The 20,808-nt window shown below is 47.3% G+C and carries 17 protein-coding genes; 13 read left to right on the plus strand and 4 right to left on the minus strand.

What is annotated here, in order from left to right:
- Window positions 1–3: 3 nt before the first annotated feature.
- The 11 genes from KIT90_RS14190 to KIT90_RS14240 all read left to right on the plus strand — a co-directional run bounded on the left by KIT90_RS14190 (window position 4) and on the right by KIT90_RS14240 (window position 12,437).
- Entirely contained in the window at window positions 4–1,365 is a 1,362-nt protein-coding gene (locus KIT90_RS14190) for a MotA/TolQ/ExbB proton channel family protein (RefSeq protein ID WP_005434439.1), read from the plus strand.
- A 9-nt stretch (window positions 1,366–1,374) separates the two neighbouring features.
- Entirely contained in the window at window positions 1,375–1,902 is a 528-nt protein-coding gene (locus KIT90_RS14195; protein WP_009707952.1) for a MotA/TolQ/ExbB proton channel family protein, read from the plus strand.
- A 25-nt stretch (window positions 1,903–1,927) separates the two neighbouring features.
- Window positions 1,928–2,335, plus strand: coding sequence for a biopolymer transporter ExbD (locus KIT90_RS14200; RefSeq protein ID WP_005430119.1), 408 nt, complete (start codon window positions 1,928–1,930; stop codon window positions 2,333–2,335).
- 4 nt (window positions 2,336–2,339) lie between these two features.
- The gene (locus KIT90_RS14205) at window positions 2,340–2,972 is read left to right on the plus strand and encodes an energy transducer TonB (RefSeq protein WP_010650172.1); all 633 of its coding nucleotides are present in this window, start codon (window positions 2,340–2,342) and stop codon (window positions 2,970–2,972) included.
- Window positions 2,973–2,981: 9 nt separating this feature from the next.
- Window positions 2,982–4,205: a lipopolysaccharide assembly protein LapB gene (locus tag KIT90_RS14210; RefSeq protein WP_285377214.1), complete on the plus strand. Its 1,224-nt coding sequence runs from the start codon at window positions 2,982–2,984 to the stop codon at window positions 4,203–4,205.
- 355 nt (window positions 4,206–4,560) lie between these two features.
- Window positions 4,561–5,184 (plus strand): guanylate kinase, encoded by a 624-nt coding sequence (gene gmk / locus KIT90_RS14215; protein WP_285377215.1) that lies wholly within the window; start codon window positions 4,561–4,563, stop codon window positions 5,182–5,184.
- Window positions 5,185–5,347: 163 nt separating this feature from the next.
- A complete protein-coding gene (rpoZ, locus tag KIT90_RS14220; RefSeq protein ID WP_005379346.1) occupies window positions 5,348–5,620 on the plus strand; it encodes a DNA-directed RNA polymerase subunit omega in 273 nt (90 codons plus the stop codon).
- 39 nt (window positions 5,621–5,659) lie between these two features.
- The gene (gene spoT / locus KIT90_RS14225) at window positions 5,660–7,780 is read left to right on the plus strand and encodes a bifunctional GTP diphosphokinase/guanosine-3',5'-bis pyrophosphate 3'-pyrophosphohydrolase (protein WP_005434453.1); all 2,121 of its coding nucleotides are present in this window, start codon (window positions 5,660–5,662) and stop codon (window positions 7,778–7,780) included.
- A 53-nt stretch (window positions 7,781–7,833) separates the two neighbouring features.
- Window positions 7,834–8,517, plus strand: coding sequence for a tRNA (guanosine(18)-2'-O)-methyltransferase TrmH (gene trmH / locus KIT90_RS14230; protein ID WP_285377216.1), 684 nt, complete (start codon window positions 7,834–7,836; stop codon window positions 8,515–8,517).
- Window positions 8,518–8,729: 212 nt separating this feature from the next.
- Window positions 8,730–10,811: an ATP-dependent DNA helicase RecG gene (recG, locus tag KIT90_RS14235; protein ID WP_285377217.1), complete on the plus strand. Its 2,082-nt coding sequence runs from the start codon at window positions 8,730–8,732 to the stop codon at window positions 10,809–10,811.
- A 234-nt stretch (window positions 10,812–11,045) separates the two neighbouring features.
- Window positions 11,046–12,437, plus strand: coding sequence for a uracil-xanthine permease family protein (locus KIT90_RS14240; protein WP_054823137.1), 1,392 nt, complete (start codon window positions 11,046–11,048; stop codon window positions 12,435–12,437).
- A gap of 78 nt (window positions 12,438–12,515) precedes the next feature.
- Here the strand turns inward: KIT90_RS14240 and envZ are convergent, their stop codons facing one another.
- Together envZ and ompR are read right to left on the minus strand one after the other, a co-directional pair.
- Window positions 12,516–13,808 carry a two-component system sensor histidine kinase EnvZ gene (gene envZ, locus KIT90_RS14245; RefSeq protein ID WP_045368237.1) on the minus strand — a complete coding sequence of 431 codons (1,293 nt, stop codon included), beginning with the start codon at window positions 13,806–13,808 and terminating at the stop codon, window positions 12,516–12,518.
- A 125-nt stretch (window positions 13,809–13,933) separates the two neighbouring features.
- Complete coding sequence (gene ompR / locus KIT90_RS14250; protein WP_005430151.1) at window positions 13,934–14,653, minus strand: two-component system response regulator OmpR; 720 nt, start codon at window positions 14,651–14,653, stop codon at window positions 13,934–13,936.
- A gap of 479 nt (window positions 14,654–15,132) precedes the next feature.
- Here ompR and greB point away from each other — a divergent pair, with 479 nt between their 5' ends.
- Complete coding sequence (greB, locus tag KIT90_RS14255; RefSeq protein WP_285377221.1) at window positions 15,133–15,618, plus strand: transcription elongation factor GreB; 486 nt, start codon at window positions 15,133–15,135, stop codon at window positions 15,616–15,618.
- Between the two features lie 72 nt (window positions 15,619–15,690).
- Here the strand turns inward: greB and KIT90_RS14260 are convergent, their stop codons facing one another.
- Complete coding sequence (locus KIT90_RS14260) at window positions 15,691–17,574, minus strand: RimK/LysX family protein (protein WP_005434462.1); 1,884 nt, start codon at window positions 17,572–17,574, stop codon at window positions 15,691–15,693.
- Between the two features lie 210 nt (window positions 17,575–17,784).
- On the opposite strand from KIT90_RS14260, the gene KIT90_RS14265 reads away from it, so the two are divergent.
- Window positions 17,785–20,106 (plus strand): Tex family protein, encoded by a 2,322-nt coding sequence (locus KIT90_RS14265; protein ID WP_285377223.1) that lies wholly within the window; start codon window positions 17,785–17,787, stop codon window positions 20,104–20,106.
- A 124-nt stretch (window positions 20,107–20,230) separates the two neighbouring features.
- Here the strand turns inward: KIT90_RS14265 and KIT90_RS14270 are convergent, their stop codons facing one another.
- Complete coding sequence (locus tag KIT90_RS14270) at window positions 20,231–20,695, minus strand: hypothetical protein (RefSeq protein ID WP_005430182.1); 465 nt, start codon at window positions 20,693–20,695, stop codon at window positions 20,231–20,233.
- Window positions 20,696–20,808: the final 113 nt, after the last annotated feature.

Here is a 20,808-nt window from a genome sequence, read left to right on the forward strand (position 1 = left end):
GAAATGAAAGGATTCAAAACTCTAGCCGCTGGTTTGCTAGCGAGCTTATTCATGATTTCTGGTGCACAAGCTGAAGCGCCACAGAACCTATCTGAGCTACTGAAAAACGTCAAATCAGAAAGTATCGTTGAATCAAAAGAGAACAAAGCTCGTGAAGCTGAGTTCAAAAACAACCGTGACCAACAAGCTGCACTTCTTGAAAAAGCTCGTGCAGAACTTGCAGCACAACAAGCACTTGGTGATGAACTCAAAGCCACATTTGATGAAAACGACAAGCAGCTAACTGAACTGACTGAAACACTGCGCGTTCGTTCAGGTACTTTAGGTGAGATGTTTGGTGTGGTTCGCCAGTATGCTGGTGAGTTTAAAGGTCTATTTGCCGCTTCGCAAAACGCCGTTCTTTTCCCTGAGCGTGATGCTCTGCTGTCTAAACTAGCAGAAAGTAAAGAACTGCCGTCAACGCAAGAACTTGAAGCGTTTTGGCACACCATTCTACAACAAGTCGTAGCTTCAGGTGATACAACAACAGCACCAGCAACCGTTGTATACGGCGAAGGTAAAGAAGCGGTCCGTGACGTAACCCTAGTTGGTGAGTTTAACGCAATCGCAGACGGCAAATACGTAACTTACGTACCTCAAACAGGTAAGTTCGAAGAGCTATCACGTCAACCAAGCAAAAACATCACTCGTCTTGTGGGTGGCTTTGAATCAGCAGACGGCACATACGAACCACTGTTTATCGACCCATCTCGTGGTGTGATTCTGTCTTTATTAGTACAAAGCCCTACTGTTCAGGAACGTATTGACCAAGGTGGTATCGTTGGTTACGTCATCCTAGGTATGGGTGCAATTGGTGCACTTATCGCTCTCGTTTGTTACCTACGCCTATTGGTTATCGGTGGCAAAATGCGCAAACAAGCGAAATCTGACACTGTTATCCCTGGTAACCCATTGGGTGAAGTTATCCAAGCTTACCAAGAACATAAAGGTGACAACCTTGAAGATCTTGAAGCGAAGCTGGACGAAATCATCCTACGTAACGCACCGAGCATTGAACGCTTTATCAGCTCAATCAAACTGTTCGCTTCTGTAGCACCTCTTCTAGGTCTACTAGGTACGGTTATGGGTATGATCGGTACGTTCCAAGCAATCACACTATTTGGTACAGGTGATCCGAAGCTAATGGCTGGCGGTATCTCAGAAGCACTTGTTACTACGATGCTTGGTCTGGTTGTCGCAATTCCTCTGCTGTTCCTGTACACAATCGTACACAGTAAAGGTCGTCGTTTGGTTCAAACTCTTGAAGAACAGAGTGCAGGCTTCATCGCTCGCTATCAGGAAAAACTGCATAAAGCCGAAAGCTAAGGAGGCGTTATGTGGTGGTTAGTTGGAGAACTTGAATCAATTAGGCGCTTCTTGGGAATGGGTGGTGATGTACTTGTCGCCATCTTTATCCTCAGCTTCATGTTATGGGCAGTCTTACTAGAACGTTGGTTTTACTTCGCTGCCGTCGCTCCCAAAGCAATGAAAAAAGCCGTTAGTTTTTGGGAAGAGCGTTCAGAACATAAAAGCTGGAACGCAAAGATGATCCGACAAGAAATGGTTTCTCGTCAGGATATTGAGAATAAAAAGGGACTGCCAATCGTCAAAGTATTGATTGCACTTTGTCCCCTACTTGGCTTGCTCGGCACCGTTGTCGGCATGATTCAAGTATTCGACATCTTAGCGGTAACAGGAACAGGAAGCCCTCGAGCAATGGCCTCGGGGATCTCAAAGGCAACAATCCCAACACTAGCGGGAATGGTGGCTTCACTATCAGGACTTTTCTTTAGTACACGTCTTGATCATTTAGCCAAAGTCACCACGCAGAAGCTTGAAGACAAGCTAAAGCACATTGCCTGAGTAAACGGAATTAGAGGTATAGGTCATGAAGAGACGCTATAGCAATGACAGCAGCGACGAAGCTGCTATCGATATGACCCCGATGCTAGACATCGTGTTCATCATGTTGATCTTCTTTATCGTAACAACATCGTTTGTTAAAGAAGCAGGTCTTGAAGTAAATCGTCCGACGGCGAGCTCAGCGCAAACCGTTAAGAAAGGTAACATCATGGTTGCCATCGGTGCTGCGGGTGATGTTTGGGTTGATAAACGTCGTATTGAAGTTGACGCCGTACGTGCCAACATCGAACGTCTACGTGCAGAAAGCCCAGATGGCGCGGTTGTTATCCAAGCGGATACAGAAGCTAACGCTGGCGTAGTCGTGAAGGTTATGGACCAGATTAAGATGGCAGGTGTAGAAAGCATCTCCATTGCCGCAACCAATAAGGATTAAGCCTATGCGGTATCTGGCCTCAATTGCACTGGCGCTCATTGTCTCCCTCGGATTGTTCTGGGGGATGGACAAGCTAGTAAACAAAGAGCGCCACGAGCTAGTGTCGAATGATGACCTACGTATGGTTGAATTCATTCGCATTAAACCGGACGAAAAAATACAGGAGAAAAAACGCGAACTTCCGAAACCGCCACCACCGAAGCGTCCGCCACCACCTCCAGAAATGAAGGTGACGTCAACGGTAAAACCGGTGATGGATCAAATCCCGATGGACATGCCAAAACTTGATCTTCCAGTTAACGTAACTGGTGGTTCAGTACTTGGACACTATTCTCAAGGCGGCGGGGCACAAATGGCTGGTAGCGGCGGTCCAACACCGCTTGCAACATTCCAACCCCAAATGCCAAGAAAAGCGGCTAAAGCTGGTATTGAGAAAGGCGTGGTTTTACTTGAGTTCACAGTAAACGCGAGAGGCGCCGTTGAGGATATTAAAGTCCTTAAAGAAAAGCCTCGTCGTTTAGGGCTAGGAAAGGCTGCAAGAAAAACGGTTTCTAAATGGACTTTCAAACCAAAACTGGTTGATGGAAAACCTGTTAGCACGCGCTTGTCGCAAGAAATAGAGTTTTCAACCAACTAAGGAGTCACCATGAAAAGTTTATGGAAAAGCAATGTGGCTTCTTTAATTCTCCTTGTTGGGGTGGCAACTGCCACTCCTTCAATGGCGAAGGAAGCACCACAATTATCGGATCGCACATTTCGTACCGTAAATAAAGTACAAGAGTTAATTGCGACCGAGAAATACTCAGCTGCGAAAGAGAAGCTTACTAGTGCTTTAAACAGCACAAAGTCAAAAAAGTACGACAGAGCAGTACTACTTCAACAAACGGGTTTTCTCTATTCTTTACAGGATAATTACACGCAGGCAGCTAAGTATTTTGCTGAGGCACTCAAGCAGGACGCCCTGCCCGTCCCCGTTGCTCAGCAAGTTCGATACAGCTTGGCGCAGTTATACTTGGCTGAAGAGAAGTTTAAGTTATCAGTAAAAACAATGAATGAGTGGTTTAAAGTTGCAGAGACAACCAAAGAAAAACCACAAGCTCATGCTTACATCACTCTAGCTAGTGCATACATTCAATTGGAAGATTACAGAAATGCAATTCCTCCAACGAAGAAAGCAATCTCGATGACGAAGAATCCAAGTGAATCTTGGTACTTGATTCTGGTCGCTTCTCACTATGAACTAGGCCAACTGAAGAGTGTTGCAAGCGTACTGAAAACGCTAACCTCTAAATACCCAGAGAAAAAGCGTTATTGGATGCAGCTTTCCGGCGTATATATGGAGCTTGGCCAAGAGCGTAACTCTTTAGCAGCCCTAGAAGCTGTATATAAAATGGGTAAGCTCGAAGGCGAAAAAGAGTACTTGAGACTTGTTAACTTCTTGGCATACCAAGGCATTCCTTATAAAGCAGCTAAAACGCTTGAAAAAGAGATGGCTTCTGGAAATATCGAGAAAACAAAGGCGAATTACGACCGCTTAGCAAGTTTTTGGCAGCAAGCGAAAGAGCTAGACGAATCGATCATTGCATACAAGAAATCGTATGAGATGGCACCATCAGCAAAAACCCAGATTCAGATTGCTCGCTTAATGATTCAAGATAAACAGTATTCACAAGCAACAAAATTTGCTCAAAAAGCATCCTCAAATGCGACGAGGGAGCAACAAGCAGAACTCGAATACATACGTGGTATGGCTTTCTTCGAGCTTAAACAACCTCAAAAAGCACTGCAGGCAATGAAAGGGGCGGCAAAATCACCAACCTTCAAGCCTACGGTGAGCCCTTGGATAAACTTCTTAGAGTCACAAGGCTAGTCACTGAAAAGCAGTAACGTGCAACGCTAAAGTTGCTCCGAAGATTAAGTGTGAGTCAGTCGCACGCCTGGGGAAGTGAAAGCTTCCCCTTTTTTCGCCTCTATATATAGAGAGAGAAGTCATCCCACACGTCAAAGATCAAAAAGATCGGCTAGCAACCACAGGGAGTTCATGATACTCTTCGCCTCCATTTTTTCTGGCGGGTTTATCACCAATCCTGAGTGGTTTGGTGGAGAAATCATCAACGTCAGTGCTATCGTTATACCAATCTAGCTGTTAAGCATCATTGGCATAACTACAAGGTCGAGACTTCTTTTCGGCATTCACTCAATCCAACCAAAAGTGGAACAGTACAATGGGCAAAGGTACTCTCTATATCGTATCTGCACCTAGCGGCGCAGGTAAATCTAGCTTGATCTCAGCAATGTTGGAACGTAACCCAACATACGCAATGAAAGTGTCTGTGTCTCATACTACTCGTGGCATGCGCCCTGGCGAAGAAAACGGTATCCACTACCATTTCGTCGCAAAAGAAGAGTTTAAAGCTCTGATTGCACAAGGCGACTTCCTAGAATACGCAGAAGTGTTTGGTAACTACTACGGCACATCACGCGTATGGATTGAAGAAACGCTAAACAAAGGCATCGACGTTTTCCTAGACATCGACTGGCAAGGCGCGCGTCAAATCCGCGAACAAATGTCAGAAGCGAAAAGCATCTTTATCTTGCCGCCATCAAATGGCGAACTTGAGCGCCGCCTAACCACTCGTGGTCAAGACAGCGATGACGTTATCGCAAAACGCATGGCAGAAGCAAAGTCAGAAATCTCGCATTACAACGAGTACGATTATGTGATCGTAAACGACGATTTCGATACTGCATTGATGGACTTTAAAGCCATCCTACGTGCGGAAAGATTGAAGGAAGAAAAGCAAGCTGCTAAATATAAAGGTATGCTTGACGCACTTCTAGCAGAGTAATTCTGCGCAGAAACACAAATTTTCGCTTCTTTATTACGGTAAGGAAGCTTATATTGCTTATATAGAAAGTCATTGTTGTTGCACGTCTTATCGCTAGTAAATATTACGCTGAGACTGTATACTTTCTCGTCATTCAAAATTTAGTTAACTATTTGGAGTCCTCATGGCACGCGTAACTGTTCAAGACGCTGTTGAAAAAGTTGGCAACCGTTTCGACCTAGTACTGATTGCGGCTCGCCGCGCTCGTCAAATGCAAACTGGCGGTAAAGATGCACTAGTGCCAGAAGAGAACGATAAGCCAACGGTTATCGCTCTACGCGAAATCGAAGAAGGTTTAATTACTAAAGAAGTTCTAGACGCTCGTGAACGTCAAGAACAGCAAGAGCAAGAAGCGGCAGAGCTAGCGGCAGTAAGCAGCATCGCTCACAACCGTTAATTCTGACTTTAGAATTCAACAACCTCCCGGGCCTATAATTTGTATCTATTCGATAGCCTCAAAGACGTTGCCCAAGAATACCTAACAGAGCCTCAAATTGAGGCTCTGCGTCAATCTTATGTGGTAGCAAGAGATGCCCATGAAGGGCAAACCCGCTCAAGCGGTGAACCATACATCATCCACCCAGTCGCTGTGGCTCGAATCTTGGCCGAAATGCGCCTCGATATCGAAACCCTCCAAGCTGCTTTGCTGCATGACGTCATCGAAGACTGTGACGTTACAAAAGAAGATCTCGAAGAGAAATTCGGCAATACCGTCGCTGAGCTGGTTGATGGTGTATCTAAACTGGACAAACTCAAATTCCGCGATAGGAAAGAGGCTCAAGCCGAGAACTTCCGTAAGATGGTTCTGGCGATGGTGCAAGACATCCGCGTTATCCTGATCAAACTGGCTGACCGTACGCACAACATGCGCACGTTAGGTGCCCTGCGCCCCGACAAAAAACGCCGTATTGCTCGTGAAACACTGGAAATCTATGCGCCACTGGCTCACCGTCTTGGTATTCACAATATCAAAACGGAACTTGAGGAGCTTGGCTTCGAAGCGCTTTACCCAAACCGCTACCGCGTTCTAAAAGAAGTGGTAAGGGCGGCACGTGGTAATCGTAAAGAGATGATCCAACGTATTCACAGCGAAATTGAAGGTCGACTCGAAGATGTTGGCTTGAATGCGCGCGTGTTAGGTCGTGAAAAGAACCTGTTCTCCATCTATAACAAGATGAAAACCAAAGAACAGCGTTTCCACACCATCATGGATATCTACGCTTTCCGAGTGGTTGTTGATACTGCCGATACTTGTTATCGCGTTCTAGGCCAAGTACACAGCTTGTATAAGCCGCGTCCTGGTCGCATGAAAGATTACATTGCGGTACCAAAAGCGAACGGCTACCAATCGCTGCATACTTCTATGGTTGGCCCACATGGCGTGCCTGTTGAAGTTCAGATTCGTACCGAAGATATGGATCAAATGGCGGACAAAGGTGTCGCTGCGCACTGGTCATACAAAGACAAGGGCGACAAGTCTGGCACCACAGCACAAGTGAAAGCTCAGCGTTGGATGCAAAGCCTGCTTGAGCTACAACAAAGCGCTGGTAACTCATTCGAATTCATCGAAAACGTAAAATCGGATCTTTTCCCAGATGAGATTTACGTCTTCACACCAAAAGGTCGTATCGTTGAATTGCCATTAGGCGCAACGGCTGTCGACTTTGCCTATGCCGTACATACTGATGTCGGTAACTCTTGTGTTGGTGCTCGTGTTGACCGCAACCCTTACCCACTAAGTAAGGCACTGAAGAACGGTCAAACAGTAGAAATCATCAGTGCACCTGGCGCTCGTCCAAACGCGGCTTGGTTAAACTATGTCGTGACTTCTCGCGCTCGCACTAAGATTCGTCAAGTATTGAAGACCATGCGTCGTGAAGAGTCGATTACCTTAGGTCGTCGTCTACTGAATCACGCTTTGGGTCGTCATTCGATTGATTCAATCTACCCTGAAAACATCCAAGAAGTGCTGACTGATCTGCGCCTAGAAAGCGTCGATGATCTGCTAGCAGCCATTGGTTTGGGTGAATTGATGAGTATCGTCATCGCACGTCGCTTATTGGGTGACACTGATGAATTGACCACCACAAGCTCAATTCCAAACGAGTCTAACAAGAAACTGCCAATCCGTGGTGCAGAAGGTCTGCTACTGACTTTCGCAAATTGTTGTCACCCTATCCCGGATGACCACATTATTGCTCACGTATCGCCAGGTCGTGGTCTTGTGGTTCACCGTGAAACGTGTCCAAACGTACGCGGATACCAGAAAGAGCCGGACAAATATATGGCAGTCGCTTGGTCTGAAGAGTACGACAAAGAGTTCATCGCGGAACTGAAAGTCGATATGCTCAACAACCAAGGTGCGTTAGCGGAATTGACCAATGTGATTTCGAAAACTGGTTCGAACATTCACGGTCTCTCAACCGAAGAACGCGATGGTCGCTTGTACACCGTTACCGTTCTGCTAACCACCAAAGATCGTGTTCACCTTGCTGGCATCATGCGTAAGATTAAGACCATGCCACAGGCGACTCGAGTCAGACGAAGAAAGAACTAAACTCTATCGCCACCCACACTCTGGGTGGCGATTTTTTTATATCCCTATTTATTATGAATTTAGAACGTTACAACCGCATCCATCAGGTGCTAAAAGCACGCCAAACCGACCTCACTCTGTGCCTTGAAGAAGTTCATAAGCCGAACAACGTTTCTGCCGTGATCCGCACAGCAGACGCAACAGGCTTACACAAAGTTCATGCGATTTGGCCCGACAAAATGCGCACACTGACCCACACCTCAGCAGGTGCTCGCAATTGGGTTGAAGTGGATACGCACGATTCGATTGAAACTGCGATTACTGAGCTCAAAGCGCAAGGCATGCAAGTTCTGGTCACTAATCTTTCAGACACCGCAGTCGACTTTCGTGAAATCGACTACACCAAGCCAACGGCAATCATTCTGGGTAGCGAAAAAATTGGTGCTTCAGAGCAAGCGAAGAAACTCGCAGACCAAGACATCATGATTCCAATGATCGGTATGGTGCAGTCTTTGAATGTCTCAGTCGCCAGTGCTGTGATTCTTTATGAAGCACAGCGTCAGCGTGAAGCCGCTGGGATGTACGAACGTGATGAAAGCGCACTGCCAAAAGAGACCATCAACCGCATTCTGTTTGAGCGTGGTCATCCAGTCTTAGCAAAGGTAGCGAAACGCAAAGGGCTAGAATATCCACAACTTGATGACGAAGGCCAAATTGTGGCTGATGAATCATGGTGGAAAGAGATGCAGAAGAAATAAATAGACTCGAGAGGCGAGAACGCTGTGCTTCGAGATAACCTCATATCACCAATCGATATGGCTCTTTCTCGCCTCACTGGTTAAGTTTGTTTCCGCGTTCTCGAATCTCGGAGCGTAAGCGTTCCCATATCCCTTTCTCTAACTTAATCCTGTACAAAAACACAGCTTAGTGGTTAACATACTGCTATGTTAACTATTTTCTTGAGCCCACTATGTCTGCCCAAATGTTATCTGCTGTTCCTTTAACCTCTCTGTCTGGAGTTGGCGCCAAAGTCGCAGAAAAACTCGCCAAAGTCGGCTTACATAGCGTTCAAGATCTACTGTTTCACCTTCCTCTTCGTTACGAAGATCGCACTCGCATTTACCCAATCGCCAAACTGCATGCAGGGCTCTGGGCGGCGGTACAGGGCAAAGTCATGGCTGTCGATACCACTTTCGGCAAACGCAAAATGCTGACGGTAAAAATCAGCGACGGTAATGGCACGATTACCCTACGCTTTTTTAACTTTACTGCCGCGATGAAGAACAATTTCTCGAATGGTAAGTTAGTACACGCTTACGGCGAAATTAAGCGTGGCGGTATGGGCTTAGAGATTGTTCACCCTGACTACAAGTTTTATGTAAGTGAGCAAAAGCCGGACGTGGAACAGAGCTTAACCCCCGTTTATCCAACCACCGATGGGTTACGCCAAATCACTTTGCGTAACCTGACGGAACAAGCCTTATCACTCCTCGATAAAGCTGCTGTACAAGAGTTGCTGCCTTCCGGTTTGTACGATCACCAGATCACCATGTCGCAAGCGCTGCATACGATTCATCGACCGCCTCCAACCATTAATTTGGATGAGTTTGATGAAGGTAAACACCCTGCTCAAATTCGGTTGATCATGGAAGAGTTACTGGCGCAGAACCTCTCTATGTTGGCAGTGCGCAGCAAAGGGCAACAAGACGTTGCATTACCTTTGGCGTCGTGTGACTCGCTGAAAAAGCAGTTACTGGCTCAATTACCTTTCTCACCGACCAATGCTCAAGCACGAGTCGTTAATGAAATTGAAGCTGACTTAGAAAAAACGCACCCAATGATGCGCCTTGTTCAAGGCGACGTAGGCTCGGGAAAAACTTTAGTTGCGGCACTCGCAGCAGTCAGAGCCATTGAACACGGCTATCAAGTCGCTTTAATGGCACCGACCGAACTGCTCGCCGAACAGCACGCGATTAACTTCGCCAATTGGTTTGAGAAAATGGGCATTCAGGTCGGTTGGCTTGCGGGTAAATTGAAAGGTAAAGCCAAAGAAGCCGAATTGGAGCGTATTGCCAGTGGTGAAGCGAAAATGGTCGTGGGCACTCACGCCCTTTTCCAAGAGCATGTTGAGTTTCATCACCTTGCTTTGGTTATTATTGATGAACAGCACCGCTTTGGTGTCCACCAGCGCTTAGAGCTGCGTGAGAAAGGCGCGAAACAAGGCGCTTATCCACATCAGCTCATCATGACAGCAACGCCGATTCCGCGAACGTTAGCCATGACAGCTTATGCTGACTTAGAAACGTCGGTGATTGATGAATTACCTCCAGGTCGAACACCAATCCAGACAGTCGCAATTCCAGACACTAAGCGCGATGATATCGTCGAACGAGTACGCAATGCCTGCTTAAACGAAGGCAAACAAGCGTATTGGGTATGCACCTTGATTGATGAGTCCGAAGTTTTGGAGGCTCAAGCTGCTGCCGACACTGCAGAAGAGCTGCAACGTAAACTGCCTGACGTAAAAATTGGTCTAGTGCACGGACGAATGAAGCCCGCTGAGAAGCAAGCGGTGATGCAGGATTTCAAAGACAACAAGCTGCATTTGCTGGTCGCAACTACGGTGATTGAAGTGGGCGTGGACGTGCCCAATTCCAGTTTGATGATCATCGAGAACCCAGAGCGCTTGGGTTTAGCTCAGTTGCACCAGTTGAGAGGTCGTGTTGGTCGAGGTTCAGTGGCGAGCCATTGTGTGTTGCTGTATCACTCACCACTATCAAAAACCGCCCAAAAACGTTTAGGCGTATTACGTGAAAGCAACGACGGCTTCGTGATTGCACAGAAAGACTTAGAGATTCGTGGACCGGGTGAGCTTCTTGGTACCAAACAAACTGGCTTGGCAGATTTTAAAATTGCCGACTTAGTGCGAGATCAGCGCTTAATTCCGGAAGTTCAACGCATTGCACGTTACATTCATGACAACTACCCAACGAATGCGACAGCAATTATTGACCGTTGGTTAGGTGAGCGTGACATTTATTCCAAAGCATAAGAGATTAAGGCGAGCAATTTAGTTCGCCTTTTCTTTTTAGCTCAAAGCAAACGTTTGCTTTTTGAATAAATCCCTCTATAATCGCGCTCAAAATTTATGGTGTGCACCTTGTCACATCAAACCAACCTGAGTTGACACTGATTAACAGCAATCACAGGTCATAACGTCAACTCCACCCAGCACTCCCATTCAGCGAGCTCTGGGGCAAGAATTATTGCGACTAGCGAGACAAACATGACAACTTCAAACCGAACTTCGGAACTGGTCTATCAGTTAAACGATCGTCCACCACTACCTCAGACCATTTTTGCTGCACTTCAGCACTTATTGGCGATGTTCGTAGCCGTTATTACCCCTTCTCTGATCATTTGTCAGTCTTTGGGCGTGCCTGCTGACCAAACTAACACCATCATCAGCATGTCGCTGTTTGCATCTGGCGTGTCTTCCTTTATTCAAATTCGTACCTTTGGTCCTATCGGGTCTGGTTTGCTTTCAGTGCAGGGCACCAGCTTTAATTTCCTTGGTCCAATCATTGGTGCGGGTCTTTCTCTTAAAGCTGGCGGCGCAGACATCAACACCATGATGGCAGCAATTTTCGGTACTATCTTGGTAGCGTCTTTTGCAGAAATCCTGCTATCTCGCGTTTTAGAACACGCACGCCGCATCATCACGCCATTGGTATCTGGCATCGTCGTGACGCTTATCGGTCTGACGCTTATCCAAGTGGGTTTGGTATCAATGGGCGGAGGCTATGCTGCAATGGGCGATGGCTCTTTCGGTAGCCTAGACAAGCTAGCTCTCGCTGGCACAGTACTTGGTTTGATCGTAATCCTTAACCGTTCAAAGAACCCATACCTACGCGTAGCTTCTATCGTGATTGCAATGTTGGTTGGCTACGTCATGGCTTACTTCATGGGCATGGTCGACACCTCAACACTGGGCGAAACTGACCTCATCGCACTGCCGATCCCAATGCAATACGGCTTGAGCTTCGACTGGTCGTTGTTTATTCCACTGGTTCTGATTTTCTTCATTACGGCACTAGAAGCAATTGGTGACATCACCGCAACGTCTGAAGTTTCCGGTGAGCCAGTGAAAGGTCCGGTTTACATGAAACGCATCAAAGGCGGCGTATTAGCTGACGGTCTGAACTCAGCGATTGCAGCAGTATTCAACAGCTTCCCGAACTCTACTTTTAGCCAAAACAACGGCATCATCATGCTCACTGGCGTAGCAAGCCGTTACGTGGGTTACTTCATCTCAGGCATGTTGGTGATTCTGGGGCTGTTCCCGGGCGTGGCAAGCTTTGTTCAGCTGATTCCTGAGCCAGTGCTGGGCGGCGCAACTATCGTGATGTTCGGTACCATTGCCGCAGCGGGCGTACGCATCATCTCTCGTGTCGACCTCGATCGCCGCGCAATCCTGATTATGGCGTTGTCGTTCTCAATGGGTTTGGGCATTGCACAAAAACCAGAAATTCTGCAATTCATGCCTGAGTTTATTAAGAGCATTTTCTCAACCGGCGTGGCTGCAGGCGGCATCACCGCTATCGTACTGAACCTACTGCTTCCAGAGAAGTTGGAAGAGGAAGACGAGCTGGTTGCTCAAGAGGTAAAAGAATCCTAACCTTGCACTAGGATGATCGGAAAGCCCAACCAAACTTTGGTTGGGCTTTTTTATTGGGATCGATTGAGCGAAGAACGCTTACTTGGTTGGGAAACTGATTTGCGCGATTAAGCCACCTTCACTACGGTTACGTACCACAACCGAACCAGAGTGTTGGCTAACGATACGCTTCACAATGGCTAAGCCCAAACCGGTCCCTTCACTGCCTCGCGCCGTATCACCACGAGTAAAAGGTTCAAACAGCTTGGCGATTTGCGACTGCTCGATGCCCGGACCGTTGTCTTCAACGCATACCCACACCAACTGTTTGTCGGCAGTGACGCCCGTACTGATTTTCACCCAGCCATTACCATAACGCAGAGCATTGACCACGAGGTTACTCACCGCACGTTTGATCGCGATTGGGCTGCCTTTTGCGGTTGGCATCGTTGGGTTGAGGTCCGTTTCAATTTCGACTTCATAACCCCCTTCCGACGTTGCCACATCGCTGGTGATGGTATTGATATCCACCTGCTCAAACGACTCTTTATTTACTGGCTTGAGGTAGTCCATAAACTGACTGATGATCTCGTTACACTCTTCGGTATCACTGATGATGCCTTCGGCTAGGTAACTGTCTTCAGGTGACATCATTTCTGTCGCGAGGCGAATACGCGTCAGTGGCGTACGCAAGTCGTGACTGATGCCTGCCATTAGTAGCGCACGATCTTCTTCCAGTTCTTGAATACCTTTCGACATCTGGTTGAATGCGCGAGTGACAGAGCGGATTTCTGAAGCACCTTTCTCCGGCAACGGCGGTGGAATTTCGCCTCGACCTACTCCTTTCGCGGCTTTTTCTAGCGCAATCAAAGGTCGGTTTTGCAAACGGATAAACAACCAGCCACCAGCAATAATAAGAAGCGCCATGATCAAGCTGTTACGGAACAGCGGAGCAAAATCTTCTTCTTGCAGTTCAGAAAGCGGAATACGGATGATGGAGTTAGGTAACTGATCGATGCGCATCCACAGAATGTAGCTTTCACTGCCAAGCAGCAAACGCACTTCTGTTGGTGAGCCGAGCTCTTGCGTCATCTCTTCCGACATCAAATCAATCGACATCGCATGATTGAACTCATTCATCATCTCGCTATCAACGCTGTGTACCGTCACACCCAAGTTTTCCAGCAGTTGGTGGCGCAGCGGAGCATCAGCTTTGAGTAGACCATCTTCATCGAGTACTAGATTCAACTCGTGGGCGAGAATTTTGTTGAACTGCTGCAAACTTGGCATCAACGCGTAGTTAAAAACGGCGTAGTAAGAAAAGACTTGGCTAGCGAGAAGCAAAGAGATGAACAGCAAAATGGATTGTGTAAATGAACTTCGGATTCGCATGGAGGATCCCTAATGGACTGTTCCTAGTGAACAACATTAATTGCGAGTTTCCAGCCCTCAAACAGGAAGGAGGCTTGAGGGTGGAATATGAGCAGCCGAGTATTATCGGCAGGCCTTAGAAGGTATTACGCTTCTTTGCCGTCTGGAACGAACACGTAACCCAAGCCCCATACCGTTTGGATGTAGCGTGGTTTGCTTGGGTCGTCTTCTAGCATGCGGCGTAGACGTGAGATTTGAACGTCGATAGAACGCTCCATCGCTGAGTATTCACGACCACGAGCCATGTTCATCAGCTTATCACGCGACATCGGCTCACGAGCGTTGGTCACTAGCGCTTTCAGCACTGCGAATTCACCCGAAGTCAGTGGCATCGCTTCATCACCACGGAACATTTCACGCGTACCGAGGTTCAGGCGGAAGTCACCGAACTCAACCACTTTCTCTTCCGTACTTGGCGCACCTGGCAGTTCAACCGTTTGACGGCGAAGTACTGCTTTAATACGAGCCAGCAGCTCACGCGGGTTGAACGGTTTTGGTAGGTAATCGTCTGCACCCACTTCAAGGCCAACGATACGATCGACTTCATCGCCTTTCGCTGTCAGCATCAGAATAGGTAGCATGTTGTTGGCATGACGTAGACGACGACAAATCGATAAGCCATCTTCGCCCGGCAACATTAAATCCAACACCATAAGGTGGAAGTTTTCACGGGTCAGAAGACGGTCCATCTGCTCGCCGTTAGCGACACTTCTCACTTGAAAACCTTGCTCAGAAAGGTAACGCTCCAACAGAGCACGCAAACGAGCATCGTCATCAACCACTAATATTTTATGATTTTCCTGCATTGAAACATCCTTTCAGAGGCATCTATAGTCAAAAATGTATCACTGTTTTTTCAAACGTGCTTGTTCAAATTGTTACTCTTTTTATCTTAGCCACGGTTTTGATGAATTATTTCGATGTTTCGCATTATTTTTCTCCTCATCACAACAATTTACAGTCAGACAAAATCAAGGCTGCTATACCCAAGTGACTTCAAGATACAGGATTCAGAGCGCTGTCATTGATTCGAGATCAAGGAAAACAACGCAGTGTAATAGCCAGCTCTTCCCAAGTTGTTTGACGCAGAAGTCGGGTCAATGACACGCTCCCGAAGGGCGAGTTGTCTTGGCTTGTATACTTTGTTGCCGATTCTTGATTTAGGCCCACTAGACCTTTAAATCGCCGCCGCGTCTACAAACCAAGTCATTCTCGCTGAACCTAGCATCTTGAGGTTACTTGGGTATATTATCGGCAGAATCCAATAACGGCTGATTTACTTCTAATGAAAACCAATTTAATTACCCGTGAAGGCTACAATCGCCTAAAAACAGAACTCGACTTTTTATGGCGAGAAGAACGCCCTGAAGTCACCAAAAAAGTCACTTGGGCAGCAAGCTTGGGCGACCGAAGTGAAAACGCAGATTACCAGTACAATAAAAAACGCCTGCGTGAAATTGACCGTCGTGTCAGATACTTACGAAAGCGCCTAGAGCAAGTCAAAGTGGTGGATTACTCACCTCAGCAGGAAGGCAAAGTATTCTTTGGTGCTTGGGTGGAAATTGAGAATGAAGCGGGCGATGTGAAGAATTTCCGTATCGTTGGTCCCGATGAAATCTATGGTGATGCAAAAGGTTATATCTCGATTGATTCCCCAATGGCTCGTGCGCTACTAAAAAAAGAAGTCGATGACGAATTCACAGTAAGAACGCCGGAAGGCTACAAAGAATGGTTTATCAATAGTATTCGTTACCAAGCCGAAGAAAATTGATTGAATGACCCGATAAGAAGAAAGCCGCACTCTTTAGTGCGGCTTTTGCGTTTTGAATATCAACCTTGAGGGTTACTCTTCGTAGTCAGGCTTCTCGGTCACAATGTAGTTGGTATCGCTGGCAACGATCGCACCGTGTTTCAAGAAGTTCTTACCCAGAATCATGCTGTAATGGAAGCGGCTACGGTCTTGCAAATTAACTCGAATCTTCTTCTCTAATTCGCCAAGCTTAACGTGCATCTCCACTACAGGGCGCACGTTGGCTTTCTCACCTTTCTTGGCTTTGATGCGCATCACGTCGACAACGGGCTTGGTAAACTCTTTCTTCATACCGCTATCGTTCTCGTAAGTGAAGCTCACCATGTCTTTACCATCTTTCTTGAACTGTTTGATGTTCTTGGCATTAATTGAGCTCACATCCGCGCCTGTATCCAATTTCACAGGGAAAGACATACCTTCCACTTCTGCCACTTCAATGTGACCCGCTTTGAACAGTGGACGCGCATCGAGTAAGTGGTCAGCGCGAGTATTCAGCAGCACACCACCTTTCGCCATGTTGTGGCCGAAAACAAAGAACGGCTGTTCTTGGTCGTCTTTCTCTAAAACATCAATCGCGAAGTCGATGGTCTTCTCTTCATCACCAAACAGGAATTCCCCCTCAACAACTGGGCGAACCGAATCTCCTACTTTGAGCTTCTTCAGTACGCGTTTAGTGATTTTCTCTTCCTTGCCTTTCGAGCTTGGCAGGTAGAAGGTCACGACTTCTTTTTTGTCTTTCTCGGTCAGTTCAAAACCATCCACACGCAGCAGCGGAGTCTTCACCGCAAAAGTTGGATAAGCAGATAACACGTGACCATCGATATTCACTGTCTCTTCAGGAGAGATAACCAATGGTTTTGATTTAAGCGCGCTCTTGAATGATTTCTCGACCCCGCCTAGCAAGTTCTCTTTATCGGTATCAATTACGAAGTGCTGACTTGCCACGTCTTTGCCCAAACGGATTTGCGAACTAAAGCCGCTGCGATCACGCAGATAGACCAGCCATTGTTGCGTCTCAGTTTCACTCACTTGCACTGGTAGGTACACCAAAGGACGCTCACTCTTGCTGGTTTTCAGCATGCGAACAAGCGGCAACGTCATTGGGTGACGCTTACCGTTCTCGCCTTCAAGGGTGAAAGAGACTTGTTTTTTCTTCTTATCGACCTTGATGTTCAGCGCATGCACGTTGGTGTAGCGACTGGTAGTAGAAATACTGATGCGATATGGCACGCCTTCAACATTCACCGTTTCTTTCTTACCGATCATTTGTGCATTTGGCTGCTCTTGCAGGTAATCATAACCAGCAAACACCCACGCGTTGTTATCGAGGTAAGTTTTACCAATCAAAATCGGCGCTGAAAATTGAGTACGCTTGGTCAGGTTCACCACAGTATCGACCGTGTGTCCTGCAATGGTCATCGGCATTTTTACCGTCGGGCGCAAAATTGGTTTTTCACTGGTACGGCTACGGATCGCACTGATGCGTTCAAGATCATCGGTGATCTTAATTTCTTTGCCCGTGTACGGATGATGAATCGTAAAGCTCACAGTCACTTGGTAGGGTTTGAAGCTGTCTGCATCCCACTTGGCTTTCGTCCCACCAAGGTCATCGATGATCGCCCACATCAATTTATCGTCTTTCAGACTTTTGTATTCAGGGTTGCTACTGCTGACGTGGATGTTTTCAGCGTGCATTGATGTGGTATCGGCACCAGTATCGATCTTACCGATAAATGGCACATCGCTTAGCTCAGGAATGTCGCTGTAGTAAACACTTTCTACACGACCTAAAACCAGTTTGTCATCAAGTTGATAGATAGGATCTTGAGTGGTCGCAGAAAGGGGTTGCGACCAAGCGAACGGCGTCGCTAATAAGGCACTAGAGAGCGCCAAAGCCAAAGACATTTTCTTCATCATTGTTTTCCGTATGAGCTAAGGTACAGGGGTTAGTCGATAACCAAATGTATAAGTTCTCAATTTAATTACAGTTTTGACACAAATCTGACTGATGTCCACCAGCGCTCGGTAAATTTTTGAGTTACTAGTTTAAAACATTGCAAATTCCATGAATGACCCCAATGTTCTATACACAACCAATACCCAAACAGAATTAAAGAGAATACACGGATGAGCCAAGCTATCTGTCGCATGATTGCTCAAGAGCTGAATGTTCGCCCTGAGCAAGTCAACGCTGCTGTAACCCTTATTGATGACGGTAACACGGTCCCATTTATTGCACGTTACCGTAAAGAGGTGACGGGCGGCCTTGATGATACCCAACTGCGTACTCTAGACAGCCGTCTGTCTTACCTTCGTGAACTAGACGATCGCCGTCAAACCATCCTGAAATCGATCCAAGAGCAAGGCAAACTTACGCCAGAGCTAGAACAAGAAATCACTCAGGCAGACAGCAAGACTCGTCTTGAAGACTTGTATCTACCTTACAAACCAAAGCGTCGCACCAAAGGTCAGATCGCGATTGAAGCCGGTCTTGAGCCACTTGCAGACCAACTTTGGAATCATCCGCAAACTGAGCCAGAAAGCGAAGCAAGTAAATACCTTGATGCAGACAAAGGCGTGGCAGACACCAAAGCCGCACTGGATGGCGCTCGCGCGATCATCATGGAACGCATCGCGGAAGACGCAAACCTGCTAGAGAAAATCCGTGGTCACCTAAACCGCAATGCGGAAATGGGTGCTCGCGTCGTTGAAGGCAAAGAGCAAGAAGGTGAGAAGTTTAAAGATTACTTCAACCACAACGAGCCATTAAGCAAAGTACCATCGCACCGCGCACTGGCGATGCTACGTGGTCGTAACGAAGGCTTCCTGACATTGGCAATGAATGCCGATCCAGAACAGGAAGAAGGCGTTCGTCAGTCTTACTGCGAAACTATCATTGCAGACCACTACGGCGTGACACTTAGCAGCGCACCTGCAGATACCTGGCGTAAGCAAGTGATCAGCTGGGCATGGCGTATCAAAGTATCGATGCACATGGAAACCGAGCTAATGGGCGCAATGAAAGAGCGCGCAGAGATCGAAGCAATTGAAGTATTCGCTACAAACCTTAAAGACTTGTTGATGGCAGCACCGGCAGGTCCTCGTGCAACACTTGGTCTCGATCCGGGTCTGCGCACGGGCTCGAAGATCGCTATTGTCGATCCGACTGGTAAAGTGCTTGCAACCGAAACCATCTACCCTCACCCACCACAAAAGCAATACGATAAATCAGCGCAAATCGTTGATCAGTTGGTGCGCAAGTACAACGTGGATTTGATTGCGATCGGTAACGGCACGGCTTCACGTGAAACCGACAGCTTTGTCGCAGACGTCATCAAACGTGGCAACCTGAAAGTTCAGAAAATCATCGTGAGTGAAGCGGGTGCATCGGTTTACTCAGCATCCGAGCTTGCAGCGAAAGAATTCCCGAATATGGACGTATCTTTGCGTGGTGCAGTGTCGATTGCTCGTCGTCTGCAAGACCCACTGGCTGAGCTAGTGAAAATCGATCCTAAGTCGATCGGTGTGGGTCAGTACCAGCACGATGTTAGCCAATCAATGCTGGCAAAACGCCTAGATGCGATTGTGGAAGACTGTGTAAACGCGGTTGGTGTTGACGTAAACACCGCTTCTGCAGCACTACTGACGCGCGTAGCGGGCTTGTCGAGCACCATCGCGCAGAACATTGTCGATTTCCGTGATGAAAACGGTCGTTTCGAAGCACGTACAACCTTGAAGAAAGTACCTCGTTTAGGTCCTAAGGCATTCGAGCAGTGTGCGGGCTTCCTACGCATTATGGATGGTAAGAACCCACTTGATGCATCTGCAGTTCACCCAGAAGCGTACCCAGTGGTAAAAGCAATCTCTGAGAAGAACAACAAAGACATCAAAGCACTGATTGGCGATTCAAGCTTCCTAAAAGGTCTGCATGCGGTCGATTACACCGACGATAACTTCGGTGTTCCAACCATTACAGACATCATCAAAGAGCTAGATAAGCCGGGTCGTGACCCGCGTCCAGAATTCAAAACGGCAACGTTCGCAGAAGGCGTAAACTCAGTTTCTGACTTGGAACCGGGCATGATTCTAGAAGGCGTAGTATCGAACGTAGCCAACTTTGGTGCCTTTGTTGATATTGGCGTTCACCAAGATGGTCTAGTACACATCTCAGCACTGACAGATCGCTTTGTGTCTGATCCACGTGAAGTGGTGAAAGCAGGCGACATCGTTAAAGTGAAAGTGATGGAAGTAGACGTGCAACGTAAGCGTATTGGCCTATCGATGCGTATGAACGACGAACCGGGTCAAGACAACCGCAGCCAGCGCTCATCAGCAGCGCCGCGTCGTAATGACCAACCGCAACGTCGTCAGCCTCGCCGTGATGACTCATCATCTAACAGCGCAATGGGTGGTGCTTTTGCAGCAGCGTTTGCTAAAGCGAAAAAGTAATTTCGTCTAAGCTTCACCACTAATAACGAGGCTACACCGCTAACTCGTTTTCATTGCTAAAAAGAAAACGCTCCAATCAGTTAATCTGCTTGGAGCGTTTTTATTTGAGTAGGATATTGAGTCGTCATAATACTGCTATCACTTCTGACGGTGTATGGGGCGCGACCGAGTGACCATAATGAAACTTAATCACCTTCCTGCGCTTTTCCATCAATCCCTCTTTGACCGCAGCATCCAAAATGCGCTTAGGTAATCGAAAGCGTATCGCGTAGCCCTTACCCTGATCTTCGCTGTAACTCTTGAGCGCAAGCAAGCCGAACAGACGTTCTAGCGTGTCTTCTGGTTCTTCGTGATAACGGGTATCCACCTCGGGTTCCACTTCGTAGTCTGGATGCTCCGATGGGTCCCACGAGGATTGGCGTCGCCGCTTCTCATCACTTTTTACTTTGCGCTCCGCATTGGTTTTCGCCAGTGCGACTGTTGGCGTCACAGGTTCTCGGACTTTATTGTCACGAGCAGCTTGTTCCGTCTGCACATTAACGGATGGGGCGATCAGTGGCACGCTTACGTTAGCCGGTGACACAATCATTGCGAACCCTCCTCAGAGTCGCCCAACTCGTCAATACAGCAAACTCCTTCCACAAGAAGAGTCCGCTAAAACTTATATCGACCAATTTTTAAACAGCTTTAGGGTTTTATTCG

It is taken from the genome of Vibrio sp. B172a, from assembly GCF_030248355.1.
GTDB lineage: Bacteria > Pseudomonadota > Gammaproteobacteria > Enterobacterales > Vibrionaceae > Vibrio > Vibrio owensii.